Annotated in this window: 17 protein-coding genes and 1 rRNA gene; 9 read left to right on the plus strand and 9 right to left on the minus strand. The window is 58.4% G+C overall.

Translation table 11 applies throughout. The features are described from left to right. Positions 1 to 43 precede the first annotated feature (43 nt). Positions 44 to 1,580, minus strand: a 16S ribosomal RNA gene (locus tag M2497_RS28555). Positions 1,581 to 2,133: 553 nt separating this feature from the next. Continuing rightward, positions 2,134 to 3,333, minus strand: a complete 1,200-nt coding sequence (gene tyrS / locus M2497_RS28560; protein ID WP_248484935.1) for a tyrosine--tRNA ligase — start codon at positions 3,331 to 3,333, stop codon at positions 2,134 to 2,136. Between the two features lie 209 nt (positions 3,334 to 3,542). Here tyrS and M2497_RS28565 point away from each other — a divergent pair, with 209 nt between their 5' ends. Then, entirely contained in the window at positions 3,543 to 4,961 is a 1,419-nt protein-coding gene (locus M2497_RS28565) for a peptidoglycan DD-metalloendopeptidase family protein (protein ID WP_248484936.1), read from the plus strand. Positions 4,962 to 4,963: 2 nt separating this feature from the next. Then, positions 4,964 to 6,055 carry an anhydro-N-acetylmuramic acid kinase gene (locus tag M2497_RS28570; protein WP_248484937.1) on the plus strand — a complete coding sequence of 364 codons (1,092 nt, stop codon included), beginning with the start codon at positions 4,964 to 4,966 and terminating at the stop codon, positions 6,053 to 6,055. 67 nt (positions 6,056 to 6,122) lie between these two features. Here the strand turns inward: M2497_RS28570 and erpA are convergent, their stop codons facing one another. Next, positions 6,123 to 6,473, minus strand: a complete 351-nt coding sequence (gene erpA / locus M2497_RS28575; protein ID WP_003176443.1) for an iron-sulfur cluster insertion protein ErpA — start codon at positions 6,471 to 6,473, stop codon at positions 6,123 to 6,125. 165 nt (positions 6,474 to 6,638) lie between these two features. After that, positions 6,639 to 7,673: an N-acetyl-gamma-glutamyl-phosphate reductase gene (argC, locus tag M2497_RS28580; RefSeq protein WP_010206935.1), complete on the minus strand. Its 1,035-nt coding sequence runs from the start codon at positions 7,671 to 7,673 to the stop codon at positions 6,639 to 6,641. Between the two features lie 135 nt (positions 7,674 to 7,808). On the opposite strand from argC, the gene hemJ reads away from it, so the two are divergent. The 6 genes from hemJ to coq7 all read left to right on the plus strand — a co-directional run bounded on the left by hemJ (position 7,809) and on the right by coq7 (position 12,258). Next, the gene (hemJ, locus tag M2497_RS28585) at positions 7,809 to 8,237 is read left to right on the plus strand and encodes a protoporphyrinogen oxidase HemJ (protein WP_058424790.1); all 429 of its coding nucleotides are present in this window, start codon (positions 7,809 to 7,811) and stop codon (positions 8,235 to 8,237) included. A gap of 24 nt (positions 8,238 to 8,261) precedes the next feature. Next, positions 8,262 to 9,224: a nitronate monooxygenase family protein gene (locus tag M2497_RS28590; RefSeq protein ID WP_029296746.1), complete on the plus strand. Its 963-nt coding sequence runs from the start codon at positions 8,262 to 8,264 to the stop codon at positions 9,222 to 9,224. 69 nt (positions 9,225 to 9,293) lie between these two features. Further along, the gene (locus M2497_RS28595; protein ID WP_248484938.1) at positions 9,294 to 10,256 is read left to right on the plus strand and encodes a DUF805 domain-containing protein; all 963 of its coding nucleotides are present in this window, start codon (positions 9,294 to 9,296) and stop codon (positions 10,254 to 10,256) included. 63 nt (positions 10,257 to 10,319) lie between these two features. Next, a complete protein-coding gene (locus M2497_RS28600; RefSeq protein ID WP_248484939.1) occupies positions 10,320 to 11,108 on the plus strand; it encodes an SDR family oxidoreductase in 789 nt (262 codons plus the stop codon). Positions 11,109 to 11,154: 46 nt separating this feature from the next. Beyond that, the gene (locus tag M2497_RS28605) at positions 11,155 to 11,493 is read left to right on the plus strand and encodes a histidine triad nucleotide-binding protein (RefSeq protein ID WP_248484940.1); all 339 of its coding nucleotides are present in this window, start codon (positions 11,155 to 11,157) and stop codon (positions 11,491 to 11,493) included. 117 nt (positions 11,494 to 11,610) lie between these two features. Beyond that, positions 11,611 to 12,258, plus strand: a complete 648-nt coding sequence (coq7, locus tag M2497_RS28610) for a 2-polyprenyl-3-methyl-6-methoxy-1,4-benzoquinone monooxygenase (RefSeq protein WP_015886151.1) — start codon at positions 11,611 to 11,613, stop codon at positions 12,256 to 12,258. A gap of 55 nt (positions 12,259 to 12,313) precedes the next feature. Here coq7 and M2497_RS28615 read toward each other — a convergent pair whose 3' ends face one another. After that, positions 12,314 to 12,736 (minus strand): OsmC family protein, encoded by a 423-nt coding sequence (locus tag M2497_RS28615; RefSeq protein ID WP_005792019.1) that lies wholly within the window; start codon positions 12,734 to 12,736, stop codon positions 12,314 to 12,316. Between the two features lie 246 nt (positions 12,737 to 12,982). Here M2497_RS28615 and crp point away from each other — a divergent pair, with 246 nt between their 5' ends. Beyond that, entirely contained in the window at positions 12,983 to 13,627 is a 645-nt protein-coding gene (crp, locus tag M2497_RS28620; RefSeq protein ID WP_071494301.1) for a cAMP-activated global transcriptional regulator CRP, read from the plus strand. Here the strand turns inward: crp and M2497_RS28625 are convergent. Genes M2497_RS28625 through M2497_RS28640 form a run of 4 tightly spaced genes read right to left on the minus strand, consistent with a single transcriptional unit; the run spans position 13,624 to position 16,807 of the window. Then, positions 13,624 to 14,322 carry a lipoate--protein ligase family protein gene (locus tag M2497_RS28625; RefSeq protein WP_248484941.1) on the minus strand — a complete coding sequence of 233 codons (699 nt, stop codon included), beginning with the start codon at positions 14,320 to 14,322 and terminating at the stop codon, positions 13,624 to 13,626. The genes crp and M2497_RS28625 overlap by 4 nt on opposite strands. Beyond that, complete coding sequence (gene trpC, locus M2497_RS28630; RefSeq protein ID WP_071494303.1) at positions 14,322 to 15,158, minus strand: indole-3-glycerol phosphate synthase TrpC; 837 nt, start codon at positions 15,156 to 15,158, stop codon at positions 14,322 to 14,324. Before trpC ends, M2497_RS28625 begins: the two co-directional genes overlap by 1 nt. Further along, on the minus strand, positions 15,155 to 16,204 hold the full coding sequence (gene trpD, locus M2497_RS28635; RefSeq protein WP_010206948.1) for an anthranilate phosphoribosyltransferase: 1,050 nt from the start codon (positions 16,202 to 16,204) through the stop codon (positions 15,155 to 15,157). The genes trpC and trpD overlap by 4 nt, the downstream gene beginning before the upstream one ends. A gap of 9 nt (positions 16,205 to 16,213) precedes the next feature. Beyond that, a complete protein-coding gene (locus tag M2497_RS28640; RefSeq protein WP_071490220.1) occupies positions 16,214 to 16,807 on the minus strand; it encodes an aminodeoxychorismate/anthranilate synthase component II in 594 nt (197 codons plus the stop codon). Positions 16,808 to 16,815: the final 8 nt, after the last annotated feature.

A 16,815-nucleotide genomic window follows, 5' to 3' on the forward strand; every position in this document is an offset into this window, starting at 1 on the left:
AGCAATTCGTGTGGGAACTTATGGAGCAGCTGATGTCGTCGATTAAGGAGGTGATCCAGCCGCAGGTTCCCCTACGGCTACCTTGTTACGACTTCACCCCAGTCATGAATCACACCGTGGTAACCGTCCTCCCGAAGGTTAGACTAGCTACTTCTGGTGCAACCCACTCCCATGGTGTGACGGGCGGTGTGTACAAGGCCCGGGAACGTATTCACCGCGACATTCTGATTCGCGATTACTAGCGATTCCGACTTCACGCAGTCGAGTTGCAGACTGCGATCCGGACTACGATCGGTTTTATGGGATTAGCTCCACCTCGCGGCTTGGCAACCCTCTGTACCGACCATTGTAGCACGTGTGTAGCCCAGGCCGTAAGGGCCATGATGACTTGACGTCATCCCCACCTTCCTCCGGTTTGTCACCGGCAGTCTCCTTAGAGTGCCCACCATTACGTGCTGGTAACTAAGGACAAGGGTTGCGCTCGTTACGGGACTTAACCCAACATCTCACGACACGAGCTGACGACAGCCATGCAGCACCTGTCTCAATGTTCCCGAAGGCACCAATCTATCTCTAGAAAGTTCATTGGATGTCAAGGCCTGGTAAGGTTCTTCGCGTTGCTTCGAATTAAACCACATGCTCCACCGCTTGTGCGGGCCCCCGTCAATTCATTTGAGTTTTAACCTTGCGGCCGTACTCCCCAGGCGGTCAACTTAATGCGTTAGCTGCGCCACTAAAAGCTCAAGGCTTCCAACGGCTAGTTGACATCGTTTACGGCGTGGACTACCAGGGTATCTAATCCTGTTTGCTCCCCACGCTTTCGCACCTCAGTGTCAGTATTAGTCCAGGTGGTCGCCTTCGCCACTGGTGTTCCTTCCTATATCTACGCATTTCACCGCTACACAGGAAATTCCACCACCCTCTACCATACTCTAGTCAGTCAGTTTTGAATGCAGTTCCCAGGTTGAGCCCGGGGATTTCACATCCAACTTAACAAACCACCTACGCGCGCTTTACGCCCAGTAATTCCGATTAACGCTTGCACCCTCTGTATTACCGCGGCTGCTGGCACAGAGTTAGCCGGTGCTTATTCTGTCGGTAACGTCAAAACAATCACGTATTAGGTAACTGCCCTTCCTCCCAACTTAAAGTGCTTTACAATCCGAAGACCTTCTTCACACACGCGGCATGGCTGGATCAGGCTTTCGCCCATTGTCCAATATTCCCCACTGCTGCCTCCCGTAGGAGTCTGGACCGTGTCTCAGTTCCAGTGTGACTGATCATCCTCTCAGACCAGTTACGGATCGTCGCCTTGGTGAGCCATTACCTCACCAACTAGCTAATCCGACCTAGGCTCATCTGATAGCGCAAGGCCCGAAGGTCCCCTGCTTTCTCCCGTAGGACGTATGCGGTATTAGCGTTCGTTTCCGAACGTTATCCCCCACTACCAGGCAGATTCCTAGGCATTACTCACCCGTCCGCCGCTCTCAAGAGAAGCAAGCTTCTCTCTACCGCTCGACTTGCATGTGTTAGGCCTGCCGCCAGCGTTCAATCTGAGCCATGATCAAACTCTTCAGTTCAAACATCTTTGGGTTTTTAAGAAACCCTAAACTTGGCTCAGCAATCGTTGGTTACATCTTTGATTTCTCGCGGAGTAACTTGTGATGCTGATAATCTTGTTGACTATCAGTCTGACTCCACAAGCACCCACACGAATTGCTTGATTCAGCTGTTAAAGAGCGGTTGGTTAAGATCTTTCGTCTCAACCGAGGCGCGCATTCTACAGCAGCCTCATTTGCTGTCAAGTGATTATTTTCAGAAGTTTTCGAAGATTTCTTCAACAACTTCAACCACTTGCGCTTCCGATCTCTCGTTAGCGGGAGGCGAATTCTACAGCGTTACACGCTGCTGTCAACACCTCTTTTTCTCCGCTTTCGACCGAGAAGATCGAAACGCTAATAGAGCCAGACAACACTGCTCTACCAACTCCTTCTGGGCTTCGATGAACTGAAGCAACTCGCTGTCGAATTCTGCGTAACTCTTTGTTTACCAAGGAGTTTTTCGTTTCGACTGCGCCGGAAGTGGGGCGAATTATAGACAGATATAATTCGCCGTCAACACCTAATTTCAGTTTTATTCGGATTTGAGCGTAATACGCGCAAATGCCTTCTTCCCAGCCTGACAAATGTGGGTAGCACCCAGCTCGTATATAAAGGTGCGATCCACAACCTCACCATCTATACGCACACCACCCGACCCCAGAAGGTCGCGCGCAACTGCCGAGTTCTTAACCAGGCCCGCCTTATTAAGCACAGCAGCAATCGGCATCGCCTCGGCAGCAGACAGCTCGATCTCCGGCAGATCATCAGGCAGCTCGCCATCCTTCATGCGATTACCCGCAGCACGGTGAGCGTTGGCCGCAGCCTCTTCACCATGGAACCGCGCAACAATCTCTTCCGCCAGCTTAATCTTCACGTCACGCGGATTAGCGCCTGCCTCTACATCAGCACGCAGCGCATTGATTTCATCCATCGACCGGAAGCTCAGCAACTCGAAGTAACGCCACATCAAAGCATCAGGAATCGAAACCAGCTTGCCGTACATAACGCCCGGCGCTTCCTGGATACCGACATAGTTCCCCAGGGACTTGGACATCTTCTTGACGCCATCCAACCCTTCCAACAACGGCATGGTAAGGATGCACTGGGCTTCCTGCCCATATGCACGCTGGAGCTCACGCCCCATCAACAGGTTGAACTTCTGATCAGTGCCGCCCAGCTCAACGTCCGCACGCAACGCTACCGAGTCATAGCCCTGGACCAACGGGTAGAGGAACTCGTGAATGGCGATCGGCTGATTGGTGGAGTAGCGCTTGTCGAAGTCATCACGCTCAAGCATGCGCGCAACAGTGTACTGAGAGGTCAAGCGAATGAAGTCCGCCGGCCCCATCTGATCCATCCAAGTGGAGTTGAACGCCACTTCGGTCTTGGCCGGATCAAGAATCTTGAATACCTGAGTCTTGTAGGTCTCGGCATTATCAAGCACCTGCTCACGGGTCAGCGGCGGACGCGTGGCGCTCTTGCCGCTCGGATCACCGATCATTCCGGTGAAGTCACCTATAAGGAAGATGACCTGGTGCCCCAACTCCTGGAACTGGCGCAGCTTATTAATAAGCACGGTATGCCCCAGGTGCAGATCCGGCGCAGTCGGATCAAAGCCAGCCTTAATACGCAGGGGCTGACCACGCTTGAGCTTTTCGATCAGCTCAGCTTCGACCAACAGTTCTTCCGCACCACGTTTTATCAGCGCTAGCTGCTCTTCAACCGACTTCATAACAGACCCGCAAGGCTCAGATTCAAAAGGGAACCAACCATACAAGATCAGGGACTAATTACAAGTTTTGCCCTGCGAACGGACACCGTTCAGCAAGCCCAGCGTTCGCGAGCTTGCGCCACAGATGATTTGGTTATATTTTATACAGTTATTTCATCTTCATCATGTCATTCATCTTTTCCATTTCATCTTCAAAGTCAAAATTACCTATGACCACTGAACCGTCTAAAGCGCCGCCGCTTTACCCGAAGACCCACCTGCTCGCCGCAAGTGGTATCGCCGCCCTTCTCAGCCTGGCACTCCTGGTATTCCCTTCCAGTGACGTAGAAGCCAAACGAACATCCCTGAGCCTTGACCTGGAAAGTCCCGTTGAACAACTGACACAAGATCAAGACGCTTCCGACGCGCAACAAGCCACAAACCTTGGCACCGAGTCGCCGTTCGCACAGATAGAAAACAGCCCCGAAGACACCCAGCAAGCAGCTCAAAGCCCATCTGCGCCTGTTGCCGACACGGCCAAGAACCCCCAGCACCGCGAAGTGATCGTGGCCAAGGGCGACACACTGTCGACACTCTTCGAGAAGGTCGGCCTCCCCGCCGCTACAGTTAATGAAGTGCTTGCCAGCGACAAACAAGCCAAGCAGTTCACCCAACTCAAGCACGGCCAGAAGCTCGAATTTGAATTCACCCCCGATGGCCAACTGAACAACCTGCACAGCAATGTCAGCGACCTCGAAAGCATTACTCTGACAAAGGGTGCCAAAGGCTTTGCCTTCAATCGCATCACCACCAAACCTGTGATGCGCTCCGCCTACGTACACGGCGTGATCAACAGCTCCCTGTCACAATCCGCCGCGCGGGCAGGCCTGTCCCACAGCATGACCATGGACATGGCCAACGTGTTCGGCTACGACATCGACTTCGCCCAGGACATCCGCCAGGGCGACGAATTCGACGTAATCTACGAGCAGAAAGTCGCCAACGGCAAAGTCGTCGGCACCGGCAACATTCTCTCCGCACGTTTCACCAACCGCGGCAAGACCTACACCGCCGTGCGCTACACCAACAAACAAGGCAACAGCAGCTACTACACCGCCGACGGCAACAGCATGCGCAAGGCCTTTATCCGTACGCCGGTGGACTTCGCTCGTATTAGCTCGCGTTTCTCCATGGGTCGCAAGCATCCAATTCTGAACAAAATCCGTGCCCACAAAGGGGTCGATTACGCCGCACCGCGTGGCACGCCGATCAAGGCAGCCGGTGATGGTAAAGTCCTGCTGGCAGGGCGTCGTGGTGGCTATGGCAATACGGTGATCATCCAGCACGGCAATACCTACCGTACGCTGTATGGCCACATGCAAGGCTTTGCCAAGGGCGTGCAAACCGGCGGCACCGTGAAACAAGGCCAGGTGATTGGCTATATCGGCACTACCGGGCTGTCTACCGGCCCGCACTTGCACTATGAGTTCCAGGTCAATGGCGTTCACGTCGACCCACTGGGCCAGAAACTGCCCATGGCCGACCCGATCGCCAAGGCTGAACGCGCCCGCTTCATGCAACAGAGCCAGCCGTTGATGGCGCGCATGGATCAAGAGCGCTCCACCCTGCTGGCTTCGGCGAAGCGTTAAGTATGGCGCTCTATATCGGTGTGATGTCCGGGACCAGCCTTGATGGCCTGGACATCGCCTTGATCGAGCAGTCCCCGGCGATCAAGCTGATCGCCACACACTACATTCCCATGCCCGATACCCTGCGCACCGAGCTGCTTGCTCTTTGCGCCAGCGGGCCGGATGAGATCGCCCGCTCAGCCATTGCCCAACAGAACTGGGTAAATCTCGCTGCTCAAGGTATCCACGCTTTACTCGACCAGCAAAACCTCAAGCCCCAGGACATTCGCGCAATTGGCAGCCATGGCCAGACCATCCGCCATGAACCCGCCCGGGGCTTTACCGTACAGATCGGCAACCCGGCCTTGCTCACCGAGCTCACAGGCATCACCGTGGTCAGCGATTTCCGTGGCCGCGACGTCGCCGCCGGCGGCCAGGGCGCCCCATTGGTCCCTGCGTTCCATGAAGCACTGTTTGGCGAGCACAGCGGTAACCGTGCCGTATTGAATGTTGGAGGTTTCAGCAACCTCAGTCTGATTGAGACCGGCAAACCTGTAGCCGGCTTCGACTGCGGCCCAGGCAATGTCCTGCTGGATGCGTGGATTCACCAGCAACGCGGTGAACACTTTGATCGTAATGGCCAGTGGGCGGCTAGCGGCAAGGTCGAGCCTGCGCTACTCAACGCCCTGCTCAGCGACCCTTTCTTCGTGACTACGGGCCCCAAGAGCACCGGCCGCGAAGTGTTCAATCTGGAGTGGCTGCACCAACACCTGGGTCGCTTACCAACATTCGAGCCTCAGGATGTTCAGGCCACCCTGCTGGAACTGACCGCCCTGACCATCATCGAATCCCTGCAGGCCGCCCAGCCCCAGACCAGAACACTGCTGGTGTGTGGTGGCGGTGCCCACAACGCCACGCTGATGAATCGCCTGGCCGCCCTGCTACCGTCAACTCAAGTCAGCAGCACCGCCGCCTACGGAGTAGATCCCGACTGGGTCGAGGCCATGGCCTTCGCATGGCTGGCCCATTGCTGTCTCGAAGGTATCGCAGCCAACCGCCCAAGTGTCACAGGGGCACGAGGACTTAGGGTACTGGGCGCCATCTACCCAGCGTAAAATCTCCAGACAGCAAAACGCCGCTTGGCCTATCACAGCCAAGCGGCGTTTTTGCGTCCGCTGTCGATCAGATCGAGAACGAAGACCCGCAACCACAGGTGGTGGTGGCATTAGGGTTCTTGATCACAAAACGCGAACCCTCCAGACCTTCCTGGTAATCCACCTCGGCACCTGCCAGGTATTGGAAACTCATCGGGTCCACAACCAGGCTCACGCCTTCGCGCTCAACGATGGTGTCATCATCGGCCACATCTTCATCGAAGGTAAAACCGTACTGAAACCCTGAACAACCGCCGCCCGTAACGAATACGCGCAGCTTCAAGCGATCATTACCCTCTTCATCGACCAGGCTCTTCACCTTGTGCGCAGCACCGTGGGTGAATTGCAAAGCCGTGGGGGTGAAGGATTCAACGCTCATGCTGATAATCTCCCGGCGTAGCGCCGCCATATGCGTAATGCCCGGCATTATCCGCTTCTCCTAGAAAAGCGGTCAACTATTGTTACGGTATATCAATCTGCGCTGTCGCCATTAAAAACACAAAAGGCCCGATCAACGGGCCTTTTGCTTCGCGACTCAACAGCCTTAAGGCAGCATGCCCGCGTGGGACAGCCCCAACTTCTCATCCAGGCCAAACAGGATGTTCATGTTCTGCACCGCCTGCCCGGACGCGCCCTTGACCAGGTTATCGATCACCGACAACACCACGACCAAGTCACCATCTTGCGGGCGGTGCACGGCAATCCGGCACACGTTGGCACCGCGCACGCTGCGGGTTTCCGGATGGCTGCCGGCCGGCATCACATCGACGAACGGTTCGTTGGCATACCGTTTTTCGAACAGCGCCTGCAGGTCGACCGAGCGATCGACCACAGTGGCGTACAACGTGGAGTGAATGCCGCGGATCATTGGGGTCAAGTGCGGAACGAAGGTCAGGCCCACATCCTTCCCAGCCGCACGACGCAGCCCCTGGCGAATTTCCGGCAAGTGACGATGCCCCTTTACCGCATAGGCCTTCATGCTTTCCGACGTTTCAGAGTACAGCGAACCGACCGCAGCACCACGGCCGGCACCGCTGACGCCCGATTTGCAGTCCGCAATCAAGCGCGAAGCGTCCGCCAGCCCCGCTTCCAGCAATGGCAGGAAGCCCAACTGTGTGGCGGTTGGATAGCAACCTGGCACCGCAATCAGGCGCGCTTGCTTGATCTGTTCACGATTCACTTCCGGCAGGCCGTACACCGCCTCTTCCAACAACTCCGGCGCGCCGTGCGGCTGGCCGTACCATTTGGCCCACTCGTCAGCGTCCTGCAGACGGAAGTCCGCCGAGAGGTCGATGACCTTGGTACCCGCAGCCAACAGTTCACCGGCCAACGCATGGGCAACCCCGTGCGGCGTGGCGAAGAACACCACATCGCAGGCGCCCAAGGTCTTGATGTCCGGCACGCTGAACGCCAGGCCGTCATAGTGGCCTCGCAGGTTCGGGTACATATCGGCCACGGCCAGCCCGGCCTCGGATCGGGAGGTGATGACCACTACCTCAGCTTGCGGATGCTGAGCCAACAGACGCAGCAATTCGACACCGGTATAACCCGTGCCGCCGACGATACCGACCTTGACCATAAACCTGCCCTCAACGAACCCACTGGAAAGCCGTCGATAATAGGGGCCGTATCGTCCTGCGACAACCGTCAACGTGACGTACGGGCGCATGAGCCACTACTATCTCGGCTACCGTGAACCTGGGAATAACTAAAAATGCTTTATCTATGGGTCAAAGCCTTCCATATCGTCAGCATCGTCTGCTGGTTTGCCGGGCTGTTCTACCTGCCACGCCTGTTCGTCTATCACGCCCAAAGCGAGGACACCGTCAGCAAAGAGCGTTTCAGCGTCATGGAGCGCAAGTTGTATCGCGGCATCATGGGGCCGGCGATGATCGCCACGCTGATTTTCGGCGGCTGGCTGATCTACCTGAACCCCAGCATCTTTCATTCGGGCGGGTGGATTCACGCCAAGCTGACCCTCGTCGTACTGCTCATTGGCTACCACCATATGTGCGGCGCGCAGGTAAAACGCTTCGCACGTGGCGAAAACACCCGCAGCCATGTCTTTTATCGCTGGTTCAATGAAGTGCCCGTTCTGATATTGCTGGCTATCGTAATTTTGGTCGTGGTCAAACCGTTCTAACTTCAATTACTCGGGGTACCTCCAATGTCGCTGCCCGCTCTGCTTGAACAACGTCTGCGCCTGCCCGTCGTGGCGGCGCCGATGTTTCTGATTTCCAACCCGCAACTGGTCCTGGCGTGCTGCCGCAATGGGGTGGTCGGGAGTTTCCCGGCGCTTAACCAACGCGAAAGCAGTGGCTTCAAGGCTTGGCTGGAGGAAATCGAAGCGGGCCTGGCGCTGCTGGACAACCCTGCGCCCTACGCCGTCAACCTGATCGTGCACAACAGCAATCCCCGCTTGGAGGCAGACCTGGCGATTTGCGTTGAGCATAAAGTGCCCATCGTCATTACCAGCCTGGGTGCCGTCAAAGAGTTGGTGGACGCGGTGCATAGCTACGGCGGCCTGGTGTTCCACGATGTCACCACCCGCCGCCATGCCGAGAAGGCTGCCGAGGCCGGTGTGGATGGCCTGATCGCCGTGGCGGCAGGTGCCGGTGGCCATGCCGGCACCTGGAGCCCATTCTCGTTGATTGCCGAGATCCGCCAGTTCTTCGACAAAACCCTGCTGTTGGCCGGCTGCCTCAACCACGGGCACGAGATTCTCGCAGCCCAACTGCTCGGTGCAGACCTGGCCTATTTCGGCACGCGCTTTATCGGCACCACCGAAAGCCATGCCCCTGATGCGTATAAAGAGATGCTGCTCACATCGCGCGCCGCCGACATCGTGCACACTCCCGCTGTCTCCGGCGTACCCGCCAGCTTTATGCGCCAGAGCCTGGAAAACGCCGGTTTCGACCTCGCCGCCCTGCAAGGCAAAGGTGAAGTCAACTTCGGCTCCAAGCTCAAGCCGTTGAGCGACGAGGCCAAGGCCTGGAAGACTGTATGGTCTGCTGGCCAAGGCGTCGGTGAGATTGATGATTTGCCCAGCGTCGATGAACTCGTTGCGCGCCTGGATGCCGAATACCGCAAGGCACGCGAACAGGCGGCACAACTGCGCTGGCCACGGTGACCCAACCGCTAGGCCTGCCGACTGAACAGGCCTGCCCTACCTCCCTGAACAAGTGACAAGGAAGCCCGCATGAGCGACAACCGTTTCAAGATTGTGTTTGATGGAGCCTTGCTCCCGGGTGTCGAAAGCACCACGGCCAAACTGAACCTGGCCGAGCTCTTCAAGAGCGAAGTCGAAGCCATCGAGAAGCTCTTTACCGGCCGCCCGGTTGCACTCAAGCGCGACCTGTCTCGCCCGGATGCGGAAACCTACCTCACCGCGCTGAAAAACGCCGGGGTCGACGCGCGTATCGAACCTGAACAACCCGTGGCCTTCAGCCTTGCCGAGACCCACGAGACGGACTCCGGTCCTTCTGGCTTCGCGCGACCGGCGGCGTCACCTTATGCTCCGCCCCGGGCGACGGTAGGTGATGATTTGCCCGAGTACGCGACCCTCAAAGTCTTCACTATCCATGGCCGCATCGGCCGCCTGCGCTACCTGGCATGGACCCTGGTGTTGACCCTGGCGATGCTGGTTGCGGGCGGCATCATCAGCACCGTCAGCTTTGCCGTGGCCACCGCGTCGCCGATTGCGGGCACCATCATCGGAGTACTACTGGGTCTCGCGCTGTTTGTGGCGCTGGTATGGGTCAGTGTGCAGATCGGCGTGCAGCGCCTGCATGACCTGGGCTGGTCGGGCTGGTTGTATCTCCTCAACCTGGTGCCGCTGGTAAACAGTGTCTTCCCGATCCTGTTGCTGGTATTGCCGGGCAATGCGGGCGCCAACCAGTACGGCGCGCCACCGCCACGTAACTCCACCGCGGTAAAAGTCCTGGCCACGCTGTGGTTGGCGTTTATTCCGGTCATGCTTGCCATCGTGGTGACCTTGGGCATGAACGGTTACCTGGACCAGCTCGAAGCCAACGTGGACAGCAGCTACGAAAGCAGCTCCATCACCTCCGATGAAGACGCCGACCAAGCCACCACCGCTGAAGAAGACGAAGCGCAGAGTGCTGACGAAGCGGGCGAACCTGTAGACTCTCCAGAACAGTGAAGAAACGCCCCCGGCCTGTAATGCCTTTGTTACAGGCGCGGCGGCGTTGCGATGGAGAAAGGCATGACCCGTTACGCTCTGATCACCGGCGCCTCCAGCGGCATCGGCCTGGCCCTGGCCGAAGCACTGGCACGTCGCGGCCGCAGCTTGATTCTGGTGGCCCGCCAGCGTGATCAGTTGGAAAGCATTGCAATCGAATTGACTCAACGCTTTGGCGTCGAGGTGCTGTTCCGGGCCTGCGACCTGGGCGAGCCGCTGCGCTTGTCCGGGTTCCTGCTGGAGCTTGAAGAAGGCGAACGCCAGATCGACCTGCTGGTGAACTGCGCCGGCATTGGCACCAGCGGGCCGTTCCTGGCCCAGGACTGGATGACTGAACAGGACCTGATGGAGGTCAACATCCTGGCCCTGACCCGTATGTGCCACGCGCTCGGCAATGCCATGGCGCTGCACGGCGGCGGGCAGATTCTCAATGTGGCATCTGTCGCGGCATTCCAGCCCGGCCCCTGGATGAGCACCTACTACGCCAGCAAAGCCTATGTACTGCACTTCTCCGAAGGCCTGCGCGAAGAATTGAAGACCTGCGGCATCAAGGTCTCGGTCCTCTGCCCCGGCCCGACGCGCACCGCCTTCTTCGGCACCGCGCAAATGGACACTGCCAAGCTCGATCGCAGCCAACAGCTGATGAGCCCCGAAGAAGTGGCGCTCTATACCGTACGCGCCCTGGAAAAGAACAAAGCCATCATCATTCCTGGCCGTCGCAACCGCTGGATCGCCTTCAGCCCACGCTTCAGCCCACGCTGGCTGACCCGCAAGATCGCCGGCGCCATCAACAAGGCCTATTGCCCACGCTGACGGGCTGGGTACACTCACCCTGCACTTTCATAATGGAGAAACAGCTGTGGATACTCTGTTCACCAAGATCATCAACAGAGAAATACCCGCGGACATCATCTACGAAGATGACCAAGTCCTGGCGTTCAAGGACATCCACCCGGCGGCGCCTGTGCATTTCCTGGTCATTCCCAAGAAGTACATCCCCACCCTCAATGACCTGACCGAAGAAGACAAAGCCTTGGCCGGCCACATTCTGTTCACTGCCCAGCGCCTGGCCGTGGAACAAGGCTGTGAGGAAGGCTTTCGGGTGGTGATGAACTGCAACCCGAAAGGCGGGCAAACCGTTTATCACATCCATATGCATGTGCTGGGTCAGCGCCAGATGAACTGGCCGCCGGGCTGATTCCCCCCCGAACAAGGGTCGCGGCCCCTGGCTGCGACCCCATGCACTTGACGCAACGCAAACGCTTGCCCCTCTCTTGCGGTAAACTGGCCGCCGAGATTCTTCCCGGAGGTCAGCATGACTACCCAACGTCACTACTCGCCGATTGACCGTCTGTTGCTGCAAGCCGACATGGCCATGCGTACGCTGCTGCCCTTCAGCGGCCAACCGTATCGCCCTTCGCCTGCCATCGTGCAGCCCGACGCGCAGATGAGCGAGACCGAGACCCGCCACGTCGCCGGCCTGATGCGCATCAACCATACCGGCGAAGTCTGCGCCCAGGCGCTGTACCAGGGCCAGGCGCTGACCGCCAAGCTGCCGCAGGTTCGCGCCGCCATGGAACATGCCGCCGAGGAAGAAATCGACCATTTGGCCTGGTGCGAGCAACGCATTCGCCAACTGGGCAGCCACCCCAGCGTGTTGAACCCGCTGTTTTACGGTTTATCGTTCGGGATCGGCGCTGCAGCCGGCCTGATCAGCGACAAGGTCAGCCTGGGCTTTGTCGCAGCAACTGAACATCAGGTGTGCAAACACTTGGACGAGCATCTGGAACAACTGCCGGCCGAAGATGAAAAATCCCGGGCCATTCTTGAACAGATGCGTATCGATGAAGAACATCACGCAGAAAGCGCGCTGGATGCCGGTGGTTTTCGCTTTCCGGCACCGGTGCGGTTTGGCATGAGCCTATTGGCCAAGGTCATGACTAAAAGCACGTACCGAATCTGAGCCCAAAAAAGGGCGCTATCACAGCGCCCTTTCTTTTTGCCCGTCGATTGAGCGATCAACCCAGTTCGATGATTTCGTAATCATGGGTGATGGCCACCCCGGCCGCGCCTAGCATGATCGATGCCGAGCAGTACTTCTCGGCCGACAGTTCGATAGCGCGCTTCACCTGCGCCTCTTTCAGCGCCCGCCCCTTCACCACGAAATGCATATGGATCTTGGTGAATACCTTCGGATCTTCAGTGGCACGCTCGGCCTCCAGGAAAGCTTCGCAGCTCTCCACAGCCTGGCGTGACTTCTTCAGGATGCTGACCACGTCGAAATTGCTGCAACCGCCTACGCCAAGCAGGAGCATTTCCATCGGGCGAACGCCCAGGTTGCGGCCACCGGCTTCCGGCGGGCCGTCCATGACCACCACATGACCACTGCCCGACTCACCGAGGAACATGGCTTCGCCCGCCCATTGGATGCGTGCCTTCATCGCCCAGACTCCACTGTAAAAAAAGGGTCGCCAGCTTAGCACAGCGCCTCCGTGCCTCAGCGTTTCGCACAAAAGCGATCAATAGCAGGGTTTGCGCGGAAAATTGGTTAATCGAGTCAGAATGTGTCTGTTAAGCTGACGCCAAATCGATGGCGTAATGCCACCCTTTATACAGCGTGTATCAATGCCGATACCGATGAATACAACAACTCCAACTATTTCGCGCAGTCTTTTCGGGATACAACCATGGTTGCCCTTACTCCCATACCCAAGATCAAGAATCTCGACAAACTGCTGATGCATTGCCAGCGCCGCCGCTACCCGGCCAAACACAACATCATTTGCGCCGGTGAACGCTCCGAAACGCTGTTCTTCATTATCAAAGGCTCGGTCACCATCCTGATCGAAGATGAAGACGGTCGCGAAATGATCATCGCCTACCTGAACACCGGGGATTTTTTTGGGGAACTGGGGCTGTTCGAACAAGCCGGCAAAGAGCAGGAACGCAGCGCATGGGTACGCGCCAAGGTCGAGTGCGAAGTGGCCGAGATCAGCTACGCCAAGTTCCGCGAACTGGCCCAGCACGACCCGGACATCCTTTACGTCCTCAGCGGCCAGATTGCGCAACGCCTGCGCGATACCACGCGCAAAGTCGGCGACCTGGCATTCTTCGACGTCACCGGTCGCGTTGCCCGCTGCCTGCTTGACCTGTGCAAGCAACCCGACGCCATGACGCACCCCGATGGCATGCAGATCAAGGTCACGCGCCAGGAAATCGGGCGCATTGTCGGCTGTTCACGGGAGATGGTCGGGCGCGTACTCAAGGACCTGGAAGAACGCAACCTGGTGCACGTCAAAGGCAAGACGATGGTGGTATTCGGTACCCGTTAAGCCGGCAGGAAGCTGGCCAACATCTGACGGTACAACGTGTCGAGCCGGCTGATCGCATCCGGCGCCGGGAAGGCTTCGTGCAGGGCGATATGGCTCTCGGCACGCACCCGCTGGTCGAGACCGCAGGCTTGATTGAAGCGGTTGACCGCCGCGATCAGTTCTTCACGATCGTTTTCCAGCAACAGTGCACCGTGCACCAGGCCCACCGGGCGCCCCCCGCTTTGACGCCAGCGCTGGGCAGTGCCAACCATTTTGCGACCATTGAGATTGACGTTGTAGCGACCGTCGCAAAATGCGCCGTCGATCTCGCCGACAGACGCTTTGCCACCCAACTCGATCAGCAAGTCGCAGATCGGTTGGCATAAACGCAAGTAACCGGTTTCGATACGATTCTGGTCGCCTTCACTGCGCGGCGGGGCGTAGACCAGGGCAATGTTGACCGTGGCGCTCGACTGCGGCACCGGCTCACCGCCGGTTTCACGCAGCAGCACCGGCCAACCGGCGTCGGCGGAGACTTGGCTGGCAGTTTCAAAGGCCGGCAAGCGGCTCAACCGACGTGGCATAACCAAAGCCTGGTCGCTGGGTTGCCAGAACAACAACCCATACTCCCGCTCACCTGCGCAAACAGCAGCCAGCAGGTCCTGCTCGGCGGCAAGTCCGGCTTCGACGGTCATCGCAACCGGCTGCGTCATCATCAATCCAGCGTCGAACCGCTGACCGCCACGCCCCGCTCCGGGAAGAACAGGCGCTGCAATTCAGCCCCCGGGTTCTCGGCACGCATGAACGTCTCGCCCACCAGGAACGAGTAAACGCCGCTGATCTCCATCAACTCAACATCGGCGCGGTTGACGATGCCGCTCTCGGTGATCACCAGGCGGTCACGCGGAATGCGCGGCAGCAGGTCGAGGGTGTTTTCCAGGCTGACTTCGAAGGTGTGCAAGTTGCGGTTGTTGACCCCCACCAGCGGTGTGTCGAGGGTTTTCAGGGCGCGTTCCAGCTCATCACCGTCGTGCACTTCCACCAGCACGTCGAGGCCGACGCTTTTGGCGACGGCAGCCAGCTCGGCCATCTTCACGTCATCCAGCGCGGAAACGATCAGCAGCACGCAGTCGGCGCCCAGGGCACGGGCTTCGACGATCTGGTACGGGTCGACCATGAAATCCTTGCGGATCACCGGCAACTTGCACGCGGCGCGAGCCTGCTGCAGGAACAGGTCGGAACCCTGGAAGTAGTCGATATCGGTCAACACGGACAGGCAAGTCGCCCCCCCCTTCTCATAGCTGACGGCGATTTCCGATGGCACAAAGTGTTCGCGGATCACGCCTTTGCTCGGCGAGGCTTTCTTGACCTCGGCGATCACGGCCGGTTGCTTCTGCTTGGCCTGGGCGATCAACGCATTGGCGAAGCCGCGCGGTGCATCGGCGATCTTTGCCTGGGCTTCCAACTCGGCCAGGCTCACGCGGGCACGCCGCTCGGCGACTTCTTCAGCCTTGCGGGCCAGGATCTTTTCCAGAACGGTCGGCACACTCATCCTTCATTCTCCATCTTGAATACTGCGGTGAATGCTCCCAGCTCTTCGAGCTTCTCACGAGCCAGACCGGTGTGCAGCGCATCGTGGGCCAAAGCAACACCTTCCTTAAGACTATAGGCGTGGTCGGCTGCATAAAGTGCCGCGCCAGCATTCAAAACAATCATCTCGGCGGCTTTTTGACCGTTCTCGGTCTTGCGACGACCCAGTGCATCACGAATCAGTTCCAGCGAAGCCGCCGGGCTTTCCACCGCCAGGCCGTGCAGGCTCTGGCTCTTCATGCCCAAGTCTTCCGGTTCGACCCAGTATTCGGTGACCTGGTCATTCTTCAGTTCCGCCACGAAGGTCGGCGCTGCCAGGCTGAATTCGTCCAGGCCATCCTTGGAGTGCACCACCAGCACATGCTTGCTGCCCAGGCGTTGCAGCACTTCGGCCAGTGGGCGGCACAACGCCTGGCTGAACACGCCCACCACCTGGTGTTTCACACCGGCCGGATTCGTAAGCGGGCCGAGCATGTTGAACAGGGTACGCAGGCCGAGGTCCTTGCGCGGGCCGGCGGCGTGCTTCATCGCACCATGATGGGATTGGGCAAACATGAAGCCAATGCCGACGCTGTCAATACAGCGCGCCACTTGTACCGGAGTCAGGTTCAGGTAGATGCCCGCCGCTTCCAGCAGGTCGGCACTGCCGCTCTTGCCGGAGACCGCGCGGTTACCGTGTTTGGCCACGGTGCAGCCCGCCGCCGCGACGACAAAAGAAGACGCCGTCGACACGTTGAAGATGTTCGCACCGTCACCGCCGGTGCCGACCACGTCGACCACACCGTCGAGGGTCTTGAGTTCGACCTTGTCAGCCAACTCGCGCATCACCGACACGGCGCCGACGATCTCGTCGATGCTCTCGCTCTTCATGCGCATGGCCATCATGAACGCGCCGATCTGCGCGTCGGTGCATTGACCGGTCATGATCTCGCGCATCACATCGCTCATTTCAGCGGTGCTCAGGTCCAGGTGGCCGACGATACGGCTCAGGGCAGTCTTGATATCCATGGAAAGTCCTTAGCGCGTGCCGCCGCTCTGCTTGAGAAAATTGGCGAACAGCTCGTAGCCCTGCTCGGTCAGGATCGATTCGGGGTGGAATTGCACCCCTTCGATATTCAGTGTCTTGTGGCGCAGGCCCATGATCTCGTCGACCGAGCCGTCCTCCAGTTGGGTCCAGGCGGTCAGTTCCAGACAATCCGGAAGGGTTTCGCGCTTGACCACCAACGAATGGTAGCGGGTCACGGTCACCGGCAAGTTGAGCCCATGGAACACGCCCTGATCATGATGGAATACCGGGCTGGTCTTGCCGTGCATCACCTGCCGTGCACGCACCACGTCACCGCCAAAGGCCTGGCCGATGGACTGGTGGCCCAGGCATACGCCCAGGATCGGCAGCTTGCCGGCGAAATACTGGATCGCTTCCAGGGAAATACCCGCCTCGGTCGGCGTGCACGGGCCTGGCGAAACCACGATGCGCTCCGGGTTCAGGGCAGCGATCTCGGCCACGGTCAATTCGTCGTTGCGCACCACCTTGACCTCTGCACCCAGCTCGCCCAGGTACTGCACAACGTTGTAGGTAAAGGAGTCGTAGTTATCAATCATCAGCAACATGGGGGAAA

The sequence above is a fragment of the Pseudomonas sp. CYM-20-01 genome, from assembly GCF_023169845.1.
Taxonomy (GTDB): Bacteria; Pseudomonadota; Gammaproteobacteria; order Pseudomonadales; family Pseudomonadaceae; genus Aquipseudomonas; species Aquipseudomonas azotoformans.